General features: G+C 60.3%; 12 protein-coding genes. 3 read left to right on the top strand and 9 right to left on the bottom strand.

The features are described from left to right. From pcaH to pcaR, 6 genes are all read right to left on the bottom strand, one after another. Positions 1-705 (bottom strand): protocatechuate 3,4-dioxygenase subunit beta, encoded by a 705-nt coding sequence (pcaH, locus tag BVK86_RS28510; protein WP_075949560.1) that lies wholly within the window; start codon positions 703-705, stop codon positions 1-3. Between the two features lie 37 nt (positions 706-742). Continuing rightward, complete coding sequence (gene pcaF / locus BVK86_RS28515; protein WP_173668849.1) at positions 743-1948, bottom strand: 3-oxoadipyl-CoA thiolase; 1206 nt, start codon at positions 1946-1948, stop codon at positions 743-745. Then, positions 1945-2724: a CoA-transferase subunit beta gene (locus BVK86_RS28520; protein WP_075949562.1), complete on the bottom strand. Its 780-nt coding sequence runs from the start codon at positions 2722-2724 to the stop codon at positions 1945-1947. Before BVK86_RS28520 ends, pcaF begins: the two co-directional genes overlap by 4 nt. After that, positions 2724-3581, bottom strand: a complete 858-nt coding sequence (locus BVK86_RS28525; RefSeq protein WP_075949563.1) for a CoA transferase subunit A — start codon at positions 3579-3581, stop codon at positions 2724-2726. The genes BVK86_RS28520 and BVK86_RS28525 overlap by 1 nt, the downstream gene beginning before the upstream one ends. A gap of 253 nt (positions 3582-3834) precedes the next feature. Then, a complete protein-coding gene (gene pcaK, locus BVK86_RS28530) occupies positions 3835-5181 on the bottom strand; it encodes a 4-hydroxybenzoate transporter PcaK (protein ID WP_075949564.1) in 1347 nt (448 codons plus the stop codon). Between the two features lie 125 nt (positions 5182-5306). After that, positions 5307-6149, bottom strand: a complete 843-nt coding sequence (gene pcaR / locus BVK86_RS28535) for a pca regulon transcriptional regulator PcaR (protein ID WP_075949565.1) — start codon at positions 6147-6149, stop codon at positions 5307-5309. A 677-nt stretch (positions 6150-6826) separates the two neighbouring features. On the opposite strand from pcaR, the gene BVK86_RS28540 reads away from it, so the two are divergent. Together BVK86_RS28540 and BVK86_RS28545 are read left to right on the top strand one after the other, a co-directional pair. After that, the gene (locus BVK86_RS28540; RefSeq protein ID WP_075949566.1) at positions 6827-7027 is read left to right on the top strand and encodes a hypothetical protein; all 201 of its coding nucleotides are present in this window, start codon (positions 6827-6829) and stop codon (positions 7025-7027) included. A gap of 379 nt (positions 7028-7406) precedes the next feature. After that, positions 7407-8882, top strand: a complete 1476-nt coding sequence (locus BVK86_RS28545) for an inorganic phosphate transporter (protein WP_075949567.1) — start codon at positions 7407-7409, stop codon at positions 8880-8882. 168 nt (positions 8883-9050) lie between these two features. Here BVK86_RS28545 and ccoM read toward each other — a convergent pair whose 3' ends face one another. From ccoM to BVK86_RS28555, 3 genes are all read right to left on the bottom strand, one after another. Then, complete coding sequence (gene ccoM, locus BVK86_RS30355) at positions 9051-9167, bottom strand: cytochrome c oxidase subunit CcoM (RefSeq protein WP_056856105.1); 117 nt, start codon at positions 9165-9167, stop codon at positions 9051-9053. Positions 9168-9310: 143 nt separating this feature from the next. Further along, complete coding sequence (locus tag BVK86_RS29930) at positions 9311-9472, bottom strand: hypothetical protein (RefSeq protein WP_092267318.1); 162 nt, start codon at positions 9470-9472, stop codon at positions 9311-9313. Positions 9473-9572: 100 nt separating this feature from the next. Further along, on the bottom strand, positions 9573-9914 hold the full coding sequence (locus tag BVK86_RS28555) for an aspartate-semialdehyde dehydrogenase (RefSeq protein WP_075949569.1): 342 nt from the start codon (positions 9912-9914) through the stop codon (positions 9573-9575). 231 nt (positions 9915-10145) lie between these two features. On the opposite strand from BVK86_RS28555, the gene rapA reads away from it, so the two are divergent. Then, on the top strand, positions 10146-12992 hold the full coding sequence (gene rapA, locus BVK86_RS28560; protein ID WP_075949570.1) for an RNA polymerase-associated protein RapA: 2847 nt from the start codon (positions 10146-10148) through the stop codon (positions 12990-12992). Positions 12993-13179: the final 187 nt, after the last annotated feature.

The raw sequence follows: 13179 nt of genomic DNA on the forward strand, positions 1-13179 counted from the left end.
TTATTTCTCCATCGGCGTGGCGTCGCGGCCGCGCAAAACGATGTCCCAGCGATAACCGAGGGCATAGGAAGGGACGGTTTTTTCCAGATCGAACGTGGCGATCAAACGCTCTTTGGCGCTAGTGTCGGGCACGCAGTTGTAGATCGGGTCATAGGCCAGCAGCGGGTCGCCCGGGAAATACATTTGCGTGACCAGCCGCGTCAGGATGCTCGGGCCGAACAGCGAGAAGTGGATGTGCGCCGGGCGCCAGGCGTTGTGGTGATTACCCCACGGATACGCACCGGGCTTGATGGTCTGAAACTGGTACCAGCCATCGGCGTCGGTCACGGTGCGGCCGGTGCCGGTGAAGTTCGGGTCCAGTGGCGCGTCATGCAGGTCACGGGCATGGGCGTAGCGACCGGCGGCGTTGGCCTGCCAGATCTCCACCAGAATCCCCGGCACCGGCAGACCGTTTTCGTCCAGCACGCGGCCGTGAATAATGATGCGTTCACCCTGTGGTTCGCCTTCGTGCTGAGCGGTCAGGTCGTTGTCCTTCTCGTTGACGCGCTCGGCGCCGACGGTTGGCCCGGTGATTTCCGACAGCGAATGGGGCAAAAATACCAACGGCTTGGAGGGCGAGCGCAGGTTGGTGGATTGATAGCTCGGGTGCAGGTACTCCGGCTGAGTACCCTCCTGCGGGCGACGGTAACCAGGCTTGTCAGTCATTACTCTTTCCTCAGTTCTTATTGGCCGACAGGGTGTGTCAGACCCGTTCGATTGCCAAAGCCAGACCCTGGCCGACACCGACGCACATGGTCGCCAGGCCTTTTTTGCCACCGGTCTTCTCCAGCTGATGCATCGCAGTCAGCACCAGACGCGCACCGCTCATGCCCAACGGATGGCCCAAGGCAATGGCGCCACCGTTCGGGTTGACCTGGGCCGCGTCGTCGGCGACGCCCAGTTCACGCAGCACCGCCAGGCCCTGGCTGGCAAAGGCTTCGTTGAGTTCGATCACGTCGAAATCGCTGACCGCCACCCCGAGGCGCTCGATCAGTTTACGCACCGCCGGCACCGGGCCAATACCCATTACACGCGGCGCCACACCGGCGCTGGCCATGCCCAGCACTTTAGCGCGGGCAGTCAGGCCGTGTTTCTTCACGGCTTCGGCTGAAGCCAGGATCAACGCGGCGGCGCCGTCGTTGACGCCCGACGCATTGCCAGCGGTGACGGTTTTGTCGGGACCGTTGACCGGTTTGAGTTTGCTCAGGGCTTCGAGGGTGGTATCGGCGCGAGGATGTTCGTCCTGGCTGACCACGGTTTCACCCTTTTTGTGGGCGACGCGCACTTCGACGATTTCTTCGGCGAAAAAACCGGCGGCTTGCGCGGCGGCGGTACGTTGCTGGCTGCGCAAGGCGAACGCGTCCTGATCGGCGCGGGACACCTTGTAATCGTCCGCAACGTTGTCGGCGGTCTGCGGCATCGCATCCACACCGTACTGGGCCTTCATCAACGGGTTGATGAAGCGCCAGCCGATGGTGGTGTCTTCCAGTTTCATGTTGCGTGAAAAAGCAGCGTCAGCCTTGCCCATCACGAACGGCGCGCGGGACATCGATTCGACGCCACCGGCAATCGCCAGCTCCATTTCGCCACTGGCGATGGCGCGGAACGCCGTGCCGATGGCATCCATGCCCGAAGCGCAGAGGCGATTGAGGGTCACGCCCGGAATGCTTTCCGGCAAACCGGCCAGCAGCAGCGCCATGCGCGCGACGTTGCGGTTGTCTTCACCGGCCTGGTTGGCGCAGCCGAGGAACACCTCGTCTACCGCCGTCCAGTCCACCGACGGATTGCGCGCCATCAAGGCCTTGATCGGCACGGCGGCCAGGTCGTCGGCGCGAACCGTCGACAGGCCACCGCCGAAACGGCCGATAGGGGTGCGAATCGCGTCGCAGATATAAACGTCACGCATCACGCTTCTCCAGGTGCTTGGCCGTGGGCGGCCGCCGTACGGGCTTCGAGATCACGCAAGGCCGTCAGCTCGACCTCGGTCGGCTCAGCGGTTTGCTCGACATGGTCGGCAAAACGAATCGCCCAACCGGTAGCGGCGACTACTTGCTCGCGGGTCACGCCCGGGTGCAGTGCGGTGACCACGAACTCGTGGGTACCCTCCTCCGGCTCCATGATGCACAGGTCGGTAATGATGCCGACCGGGCCAGCGCCCGGCAGACCGAGACGCTTGCGCGAATCACCGCCCTCGCCATGGCCAACCGAAGTGATGAAGTCGAGTTTGTCGACGAAAGAACGCGCCGACTGTTTGAGGATGATCAGCACGCTCTTGGCCGAACCGGCAATTTCCGGCGCGCCACCGGCACCCGGCAGACGCACTTTAGGTGCGTGATAATCACCCACCACGGTGGTGTTGATGTTGCCGAAACGGTCGACTTGCGCGGCGCCGAGGAAGCCGACGTCAATCCGCCCGCCCTGCAGCCAGTAGCGGAAGATCTCGCCTGTCGGCACGACGGTGTCGGCGGTTTCAGCCAGCTCACCGTCACCAATCGACAGCGGCAGTACGGTCGGCTTGGCACCGATCGGGCCCGATTCGTAAATCAGGACGACATCTGGCGAGGATGTCAGGCGCGCCAGGTTGGCCGCTTTCGATGGCAGGCCGATGCCTACGAAGCATACCGAACCGTTTTTCAAGCGGCGGGCGGCGGCGACGGTCATCATTTCATTGGTGGTGTAAGTCATTACTTCGCCTCCGAAGCGGCGGCCAGTTTGGCCTGGAACTCGCTGAAGTCAGCGCTGCCGTGGATGAACTCGTTGATCCACGCGGTGAAGGTGTCACGGTCGCGGGCAATCGGGTCCCAGGCCTGGTAGAAACGGTTGTCGCGTTCGGTGTAACCGTGGGCGTAGGACGGATGCGCGCCGCCAGGGACGTGGCAGACCGCGCTCAGGGCCCAGGTCGGCAATACGCAGGCGTTCATCGGTGCATTGAGGTCGTCGACGATTTCTTCAACGGTGACGATGCAGCGCTTGGCGGCCAGTGCGGCTTCTTTCTGCACGCCGAGAATGCCCCACAGCAACACGTTGCCCTTGCGGTCGGCTTTCTGCGCGTGGATCACGGTGATGTCCGGGCGCACCGAAGGCACGGCGGCCAGCACTTCGCCGGTGAACGGGCAAGTGACGGACTTGATCAGCGGGTTGACCTTCGGCAGGTCGGAACCGGCGTAGGCTCGCAGCACCGCGAACGGCAGACCGGAAGCACCGGCAACATAGGCATTGGCTAGGTCGGCATGGCTGTGCTCTTCGATTTCCAGCGCGTGTGGCCACTGCTTCTCGACGGCGTCACGCAGTCGGTGCAGTGAACCTACGCCGGGGTTACCACCCCAGGAGAAAATCAGCTTGCGAGCACAACCGGCGCCGATCAACTGATCGTAGATCAGGTCAGGGGTCATCCGCACCAGGGTCAGGTCTTTCTTGCCCTGGCGAATGATTTCGTGACCCGCCGCCGTAGGGATCAGATGAGTAAAGCCTTCGAGCGCGACGGTATCGCCATCGTTTACGAATTGCTTCACCGCGTCGTGCAGCGAAAGAATTTCAGCCATTGGGGCAGGCTCCCGTTTGTTATTAACCGACAGTGGAAAAAGACGCCGATGCGCAGCGCCGGAATGACTGCAGGTTAAGCCTGTAAAAAACGCCAAACAATCCGATAATCGACTGAGTGTTCGTTTATCGAACACATTGTTACCTAACTACCGATCGTCGTCATACTCAAAATATCGCGGCCAGCGCAGCGCCTGCAGGGACTATGCATGCCCTTGCAGACGCTGCGCTGACTGCGATCATTGCCTCTCACGGTCAGGTCGCATCCGCATGGCTGACGATGCCCTTGATCACTACCGCCGCGGTCGCCACCGCCGCTGGAATCACCAGCGCCGTCAGTACCTGTTCGAAGTTCCAGCCCAGGCCCAGCAATGTCGCGCCCATCCAGGCCCCGAGGATCGCTCCGAAACGGCCAATCCCGAGCATCCACGAAACCCCGGTGGCACGCCCCTGAGTCGGATAGAACCGCGCGGCCAGCGACGGCATCGCCGATTGCGCGCCGTTGACACACATACCCGCCACCAGCACCAGGGTTGCCAGCACCGTGATGTTGCCCAGGCTCTGCCCCACCGCGTAGGCAAATACGCCGGCCAGCAGATAGAAAATGCCGATCACCTTGTGCGGATTGAATCGATCCATCGCCCAACCCACGCCCACCGCGCTCAATACGCCGCCGAACTGAAACAATGCGCCGATGAACGCCGATTGTTCCATGCTCGCGCCGCTGTCACGCATCAGGGTCGGTAGCCAGCTGGTCAGCAGGTAAACAATTACCAGGCCCATGAAATAGGTCAGCCACAGCAACAAGGTGCCGACGCTGTAGGTGCCGGAGAAGATCACCGCAAACACGTTGCGCGCCTTCACGGTTTTCTGTTCCGGCACGCTGAAGCTCGAAGCCTGGGCGACCACCATCGGGTCGATCGGCGCCAGCGTCTTGCGGACTTTGTCGGCGCCGCGATTGCGCACGACAAGAAAACGCGCCGATTCCGGCAGCCAGAACAGCAACACGACAGCGAGGAACAACGGCAGAATCCCGCCGATCAGCAGCAAGCTGTGCCAACCGAACGCCGGAATCAACTTGGCCGAAATGAATCCGCCACCGGCCATGCCCAGGTTGAAGCCACAGAACATGCTGGTCACCAGCAGCGACTTCTTGCGCTCCGGGGTGTATTCCGACAGCAGCGTCGTGGCATTGGGCATACCGGCGCCCAGGCCCAACCCGGTCAGGAAGCGCAACACCAGCAGTTGCTCGACGTTGGTGCTGTAAGCCGAAGCCAGGCTAAACGCACCGAACAGCAACACTGCACCGACCAGCACGACTTTGCGCCCAAAACGGTCAGCCAACGGGCCGGAGCCCAGTGCGCCGAAGACCATGCCGATCAACGCGGCACTCATCACCGGCCCGAGACTGGCGCGATCAATGCCCCAATCCTGGGAAAGCGCAGGCGCGATAAAACCCATGGCCGCGGTGTCGAGGCCATCGAGGAAGACAATCAGGAAGCAGAGAATCACCACTCGCCACTGAAAGCGCGAAATGGGTTGGGCATTGATGAAGGACTGCACGTCTAGGCAGTTTCCTACAGCAGACTGAGGCTGGTTCATTATTTTTATCCGTGGATCACAGTCGATCGGGGTAGCCAACCGACGCTGGCGCAGCCGCGACATTAATGACCCACAGGAAACAGCGTCAATTCACCGGGCGCGACTCCGTGCGATTATCGAACACCTTAGGCAAACAGCTGAGCGCTGAGGTCGCGGCTGGCGCTTAACAAACCGGGGAGGAAGCGTTGCTCCAGCTCATTGCGACTGACCCGGCCCGCGTGAGTGCTGACATTGAGGGCTGCAACCACTTGGCCGGAAGCGTCATACACCGGCACGGCAATCGAGCGCAGGCCCTGCTCCAGTTCCTGATCGACGATGCACCAGCCCTGCCGCCGGACTTCCTGCAGGCATTCGAGCAACGCGTCAGGGGTGTGGATGGTGCGACTGGTCTTGGCCTGCAAATCGGCGTGGTCGAGGTATTCCCCCAGGGACGTGTCATCCAGCGCCGCCAAAAGAATCCTGCCCATCGACGTGCAATAGGCCGGCAGGCGTCCACCGACCGAAAGGTCGACCGAAATCAGGCGCTGGGTGGTCGCCGAGCGGGCGATGTACAGAATGTCATCGCCTTCCAACGTGGCCATGTTGCAGGCCTCGTGCAGTTGTTCGCTCATGCGGTCCAGGTACGGCTGGGCCGAAACCGCCAGCGGCGTCGAGGAGACGTAGGCATGGCCGAGAGTCAGCACCTTGGGCAGCAAGGAATACGTGCGACCGTCGGTGGTGGCGTAGCCGAGTTTGATCAGGGTATGTAGGCAACGTCGCACAGCGGCGCGGGGAATTTCCGTACGGTGGCTGATCTGGGCGATGGTCAGGTGCCGTTTGCGCTCCTGAAACGCCTGCACGACCGCCAGCCCCCGCGCCAGCGAGGTCATGAAGTCAGGATCACCGGTCAGTGCCTGGATCCGCTTGGCGGGCGAAGCGACGATGGGCGGAGCCACAGAAGCGAAGGAATTACGCAATTGATCGTTCATATAAGGTCCTTGTCCCACGCGGATCAGCGACTATTACAAGCGGCTATCGGTCCGGCGCACAACCCCGGCCAGCCAAGATTGGGCGATTATCGAACCGTCGACCGATAATCGCAATCACTGATACCTTGGAAGACTGGCGGCAAAAGAGCCGGATATATGTTTTTTGCTGACGCCTGGAGACACCGTTAACACGGTCGATGTAATTGCCCAAAGTTGTTCGACTTAATGGCGCCAGAAAGGCATCACTTCACAGTGACATCATGGCGTGCTCTAGTTGGCCGTGAAAGTTACGAGTAACAAAACAATCACACATCACGACCAACTTTTAACTCTTTGGAGATAGAGTTCTGTGAATCGCTCGCTATAATGCAAATCAGTAGCCGAACGGTTTTCTAATTGCCGGCTCCGCTACCCGGTAGCGCGATGTTCCATCGCTGCTGCCCCCGGCAAGCGCCAGACGCTCACTGCATTTGCATCGTCAACGCGCTTGCGGAACTGGAAGCTGATGCTGCGTCAGCTGTTTATCTCTGGTGCCGTGGCCGCCTGCAACATGGACGTATTGATCGCCCAGCCGTAAAACGATGCCTTCACCGGCCTTGTCGTTGCGTCGAGCATGGTCAATACATTGAATGCAGCGCGTATCACCAGAATTTATCTCAACTCAATCAGGTAGCACTGTGACGAAAGAAGAACTGCGCGTGGAACTTGAGCGCCAGGAACAACGTTACAAGGAAGTTTACGGCGGGGAAGTCACCACCTACGCCGCCCAGCCCGAACCGGAACGCAAACCCTGGCGTAAACGCGCCACCGTTCAGGATCAGGTTTTCAAGCAAGAACTTGAAAAAATGGAAAAGGAACTCAAAGCCGAAGAGCCTTGACGGACTCGGTTCAAGTGCTTCCAAGGGTCTGCGGTTGCACCCGTTAAAAGCGGGATGCACGGATGTCGCCTTTTTGCGCCCGCTACGAGCGAGCAGCGTCCACCTTGCTCATCTGACAGGGTAAAGGGCGCATCTCTGACCCTCCTCTCAGAAATTTCACACAAGCGTCCGGAGCCCTCCGTCAGGCGAGCGGAACCCTTGTGCCACAAGCGTTTTCAAAGAAATTCAAAGACTTGCACCCCCTTGAAAACCCCCGGCGTGCTTGGCTTTGACACAAATTAATTCGTTGAAGAATGTTACCGACGAGCAGCTAATGCATTGATTGACACGCTTTTCTGGCATAATCCCGCCCCCCTTATGACCGGGTCAGAAAACCTTCATGATCGATTTATTCAGCGGACTGGATGCTTGGGTGCTAGTGAGCCTCCTGCTCGCCCTGACTTTTGTCCTCGCCTTCGAGTTCATCAACGGATTTCATGACACCGCTAACGCGGTAGCCACTGTTATCTACACCAAAGCGATGCCGCCTCATCTGGCGGTGTTCTTTTCCGGTGTGTTCAATTTCCTCGGCGTGTTGCTGGGCGGCGTTGGCGTGGCGTATGCCATTGTCCACCTGCTGCCGGTGGAGCTGCTGATCAATGTGAACACCGGTCACGGACTGGCCATGGTGTTCTCGTTGCTCGCCGCCGCCATCGCCTGGAACCTGGGCACCTGGTACTTCGGTATCCCTGCCTCCAGCTCCCATACGCTGATCGGCTCGATCCTCGGTGTAGGCCTGGCCAACGCCCTGATCAACGATATTCCGTTGGCCGATGGCGTGAACTGGCAGAAGGCGATCGATATCGCGATGTCGCTGGTGTTCTCGCCAATGGCAGGCTTTCTGATTGCCGCGCTGATTCTGATCGGTCTGAAATGGTGGCGTCCGCTGTCGAAGATGCACAAGACGCCGGAACAGCGCCGCAAGATCGACGACAAGAAGCATCCGCCGTTCTGGAACCGCCTGGTGCTGGTGATCTCGGCCATGGCCGTGAGCTTCGTGCACGGTTCCAATGATGGCCAGAAAGGTATCGGCCTGATCATGCTGGTCCTGATCGGCATCGTGCCGGCGCAGTTCGTACTTGATCTGAACAGCACCACCTACCAGATCGAACGTACCCGCGACGCCACTTTGCACCTGAACCAGTTCTACCAGCGCAACGCCGAGACCCTGGGCGAGTTCCTGGCGCTGGGCAAAAGCGTGGAAGGCGACCTGCCAGAGAAATTCCGCTGTAACCCGCAGCAGACCGAGCCGACCATCACTGCGCTGCTGGGCACCCTCAAGGGTGTAGCCGACTACCACTCGCTGCCGTCTGATAGCCGCATTGAAGTACGTCGCTACCTGCTCTGCCTGGATGACACAGCGAAGAAAGTCAGCAAGCTGCCTGGCTTGCCAGCCCGTGAGAAGGCTGACCTGGACAAGCTGCGCAAGGACTTGACCACCACCACCGAATATGCGCCGTTCTGGGTGATTCTGGCGGTCGCACTGGCCCTGGGCCTGGGCACCATGGTTGGCTGGAAACGCGTGGTACTGACCATCGGCGAGAAGATCGGCAAGCAGGGCATGACCTATTCCCAGGGCATGTCGGCGCAGATCACCACCGCCAGCCTGATCGGCATGGCCAACATCTTCAGCCTGCCGGTGTCCACCACCCACGTGCTGTCCTCGGGTGTTGCCGGCACCATGGTCGCCAACAAAAGCGGCCTGCAAGGCGGCACCGTCAAAACCATCCTGCTGGCCTGGGTTCTGACCTTGCCAGCCACGGTCGCGCTGTCGGCCGGATTGTTCTGGCTGGCCTCGAAGGCACTCGGCAGCTGATCAGCAGCCGAACGAAAAAGGCGCGCTCCGCAAGGACCGCGCCTTTTTTATTGCCAATGTCTTCGCGCCTGCAGGGCATCGGTGCATGCCAATAGATTCTTCAGGGCGAAAAAAAGGGCAACCGAAGTTGCCCAAAATGCCTTGCGTGCTCATTGCATCCGGAAAGACCTAAGGCTTTTTCCGCTTGTGCGAATCCTTCCAGATAAAAAATCCGAATCCTGCAAAAAAAACGAACATGAGGCTGACGGTCAGCACTCCGGCGATCACCACGTTGTCGAAAAACATGACGCGTCTCCTGCTCTTGCCCTGTTGCGATAGGGCTAAGTTACCCAAACGGGCAGGAGAAAATATTGACCAGGATCAATGTCGCCCAAGACAGGGCTCAAAGGAGGGGAAAAACTGACCTGCATCAAATGATGCAGGGGGATTCACCGTTTTTTCGGTTTGTTCTTCGGCTTTTTCTTCGGTTTGCCCAGCGGCATGGCTTGCTCGAACGCCTGACGCACTTCATTCAGGCGCTTGTCGTTGAGATCATGGACACGTTTGGCGCGTTCGGCATTGAGGTCGATCAGTTTGTCGTCTTGGCTCATGGCGTTCAGTGCATCGCTTGAAAATGAATTCAGCTGCCGCATCGCTCGGCAGGTTTGCGCCAATAATGCGGTCTGGCGAAGGTGCTGACCAGCCACTCGCTCAAATCTCTATGTCGACCCACAAGCCCTGACGGGGCTGATCTTCCATCAAGGGCGCTACCGGCACGGTGTTGTCGGCATTGAGTTCATCCCCGGGAATCGCCAGGTGCGCTTCAGGGTCTTCGTCGGCTTCACGTCGACGCCTTTCCTGTTCTTGCTTGCGGCGCTGTTGTTCGCGTAGCAGCAAGGCGGATTCGTCGGGGTCGCGATTTTTCAGGTCGATGGTGCTGTCCGTGGAGCTTTCCTGCACCGGCACCACCGGGGCGATGTCCGGGCGCGGGCGGACCGGGTCGTGCTGTGAGGTGATCGGCACGGCACTCAAGGGGAGCATCGGTGGCAGCATATTTTTTGGTCTCCTGTCAGCAGGGTGTCGGCGGCGTGGATGGCGACTTGAGCCATCGGTCGCAAACTGTGACCCAGTCGACACTGCAAAATCGGTCGCCGGCTACGATTGGTTGAGGCCCTGTGGATCATAAAATCACAGTCTACGGCCGCTTCTACACAGGTATTCCTTTGGTCTGGAGACCTGATTCCGTTAAGATAGCCCGCTTTTTCAAGGTGGGAGTCAGGCAGCATGGCGCAGCAGTATCAACCGGGGCAACGCTGGATCAGTGACAGCGAAGCCGAGCTGGGTTTAGGCACCGTTCTGGCACAGGACGGCCGCTTGTTGACCGTGCTCTATCCGGCCACTGGCGACACCCGCCAGTACGCGCTAAGGAATGCGCCCCTCACCCGCGTACGGTTTTCGCCGGGTGACTCCATCACTCACTTCGAAGGCTGGAAACTGACCGTTCGCGAAGTCGACGACGTCGATGGCCTGTTGGTCTACCACGGCCTCAACGCGCAGAACGAAGTGGTCACCCTGCCCGAAACCCAACTGTCGAACTTCATCCAGTTCCGCCTCGCCAGCGACCGCCTGTTCGCCGGGCAGATCGACCCGCTGGCCTGGTTTGCCCTGCGTTATCACACCCTCGAACACACCAGCCGCCAGCTGCAGTCCTCACTGTGGGGACTGGGTGGCGTGCGTGCGCAACCGATCGCGCACCAACTGCACATCGCCCGCGAAGTGGCCGACCGAATTGCACCACGGGTTTTGCTGGCTGACGAAGTAGGCCTGGGCAAAACCATCGAAGCCGGCCTGGTGATCCATCGCCAACTGCTCTCGGGCCGCGCCAATCGCGTGCTGATCCTGGTCCCGGAAAACCTCCAGCACCAGTGGCTGGTGGAGATGCGTCGCCGTTTCAACCTGCAGGTTGCGCTGTTCGACGAAGAGCGTTTTATCGAAAGCGATGCCTCCAACCCGTTCGAAGACACTCAGCTCGCGCTGGTGGCCCTGGAATGGCTGGTGGACGACGAGAAGGCTCAGGACGCGCTGTTCGCGGCCGGTTGGGACTTGCTGGTGGTTGACGAAGCGCACCACCTGGTGTGGCACGAAGACCAGGCCAGCCCTGAATACACGCTGGTCGAGCAACTCGCTGAAACCATTCCCGGCGTGCTGTTGCTGACCGCCACCCCGGAGCAACTCGGCCAGGACAGCCACTTCGCCCGACTGCGCCTGCTCGACCCGAACCGTTTCCATGACCTGGCCGCTTTCCGCGCCGAGAGCGAAAACTATCGCCCGGTGGCCGAAGCCGTTCAGGAGTTGCTCGAGAAGGGTCGCCTGTCACCTGAAGCACACAAGACCATCCACGGTTTCCTCGGCAACGAAGGCGAAGCCCTGCTGACCGCAGTCAACGATGGCGACACTGAAGCCAGTGCTCGTCTGGTGCGTGAGCTGCTGGACCGTCACGGCACCGGTCGCGTACTGTTCCGTAATACCCGCGCCGCCGTACAGGGGTTTCCGGAGCGCAAACTGCACCCGTACCCGCTGCCATGCCCGGACGAATACCTCGAACTGCCGCTGGGCGATCACGCCGAGCTCTATCCGGAAGTCAGTTTCCAGGCTCAACCGGACGCCAATGAAGAAGAGCGCTGGTGGAAGTTCGACCCGCGTGTCGAGTGGCTGATCGATCAGCTGAAAATGCTCAAGCGCACCAAAGTGCTGGTGATCTGCGCCCACGCCGAAACCGCCATGGACCTGGAAGACGCCCTGCGCGTGCGCTCCGGCATTCCGGCCACGGTGTTCCACGAGGGCATGAACATCCTCGAGCGTGACCGCGCCGCCGCCTACTTCGCCGATGAAGAGTTTGGCGCGCAAGTGCTGATCTGCTCGGAAATCGGCAGTGAAGGTCGCAACTTCCAGTTCTCCCATCACCTGGTGCTGTTCGACCTGCCATCCCACCCGGACCTGCTGGAACAACGCATCGGTCGTCTGGACCGGATCGGCCAGAAGCACACCATCGAACTGCACGTACCGTACCTGGAAACCAGCCCGCAAGAGCGCCTGTTCCAGTGGTATCACGAAGCGCTCAACGCGTTCCTCAATACCTGCCCGACCGGCAACGCCTTGCAGCACCAGTTCGGCCCACGCCTGCTGCCGTTGCTGGAAGAAGCCGACGATGGCGAGTGGCAAGCGCTGATCGACGAGGCCCGCACCGAGCGTGAGCGCCTGGAGGCCGAACTGCACACCGGTCGTGACCGCTTGCTGGAGCTCAACTCCGGTGGTGCCGGCGAGGGTGAAGCGCTGGTGGAGGCGATCCTCGAGCAGGACGACCAGTTCGCCCTGCCGATCTACATGGAAACCCTGTTCGACGCCTTTGGCATCGACAGCGAGGACCATTCGGAAAATGCACTGATTCTCAAGCCGAGCGAAAAAATGCTCGACGCCAGCTTCCCGCTGGGCGACGACGAAGGCGTGACGATCACTTACGACCGTAACCAGGCGCTGACCCGCGAAGACATGCAGTTCATCACCTGGGAACACCCGATGGTCCAGGGTGGTATGGATCTGGTGCTGTCCGGCTCGATGGGCAACACCGCCGTGGCGTTGATCAAGAACAAGGCGCTGAAACCTGGCACCGTGTTGCTGGAACTGCTCTACGTCAGCGAAGTGGTTGCCCCGCGCTCGCTGCAACTGGGCCGTTACCTGCCACCGGCGGCGCTGCGCTGCCTGCTCGATGCCAATGGCAACGACCTGTCGGCCCGGGTGTCGTTCGAGACTCTGAACGATCAGCTGGAAAGCGTTCCGCGCGCTAGCGCCAACAAGTTCATCCAGGCTCAGCGCGATCAGCTGACACCACGGATCAACGCCGGCGAAGACAAGATCTTCCCGCGTCACGCCGAGCGTGTGGCAGAGGCGCAGCGTCGCCTGGCCGCCGACACCGACGAAGAACTGGCGCGCCTGACCGCCTTGCAAGCGGTCAACCCGACCGTTCGTGACAGCGAACTGGTTGCCCTGCGCAAACAACGCGAGCAAGGTCTGGCCATGCTCGACAAGGCTGCGCTGCGACTGGAAGCGATCCGGGTGTTGGTGGCGGGTTAAGCCCCCTGCTCCACCGGTAATAAAAAAGGCCCGCAGCGATGCGGGCTTTTTTTGGGGTGGTGTCCCGTCCTGAATAAGGTTTACACCTTCTGACTTCTTTTCAGGAAGGTGCAATGGATACGGGCACGAAGCGCAGTCAGCGTGATTACACACTGACTTTTAAATTATCGGTTGTCGACCAGGTCGA

Source organism: Pseudomonas reinekei (assembly GCF_001945365.1).
Classification (GTDB): Bacteria; Pseudomonadota; Gammaproteobacteria; order Pseudomonadales; family Pseudomonadaceae; genus Aquipseudomonas; species Aquipseudomonas reinekei.

What these genes read in the sequence shown, in the direction of transcription:
- BVK86_RS28545 (WP_075949567.1), top strand. Translation starts at nt 7,407, where the DNA reads ATGATCGATTTATTCAGCGGACTGGATGCTTGGGTGCTAGTGAGCCTC.
- rapA (WP_075949570.1), top strand. Translation starts at nt 10,146, where the DNA reads ATGGCGCAGCAGTATCAACCGGGGCAACGCTGGATCAGTGACAGCGAA.
- BVK86_RS28525 (WP_075949563.1), bottom strand. Translation starts at nt 3,581, where the DNA reads ATGGCTGAAATTCTTTCGCTGCACGACGCGGTGAAGCAATTCGTAAAC.
- pcaK (WP_075949564.1), bottom strand. Translation starts at nt 5,181, where the DNA reads ATGAACCAGCCTCAGTCTGCTGTAGGAAACTGCCTAGACGTGCAGTCC.
- BVK86_RS28520 (WP_075949562.1), bottom strand. Translation starts at nt 2,724, where the DNA reads ATGACTTACACCACCAATGAAATGATGACCGTCGCCGCCGCCCGCCGC.
- ccoM (WP_056856105.1), bottom strand. Translation starts at nt 9,167, where the DNA reads ATGTTTTTCGACAACGTGGTGATCGCCGGAGTGCTGACCGTCAGCCTC.
- pcaR (WP_075949565.1), bottom strand. Translation starts at nt 6,149, where the DNA reads ATGAACGATCAATTGCGTAATTCCTTCGCTTCTGTGGCTCCGCCCATC.
- pcaH (WP_075949560.1), bottom strand. Translation starts at nt 705, where the DNA reads ATGACTGACAAGCCTGGTTACCGTCGCCCGCAGGAGGGTACTCAGCCG.
- BVK86_RS28555 (WP_075949569.1), bottom strand. Translation starts at nt 9,914, where the DNA reads ATGCTGCCACCGATGCTCCCCTTGAGTGCCGTGCCGATCACCTCACAG.
- BVK86_RS29930 (WP_092267318.1), bottom strand. Translation starts at nt 9,472, where the DNA reads ATGAGCCAAGACGACAAACTGATCGACCTCAATGCCGAACGCGCCAAA.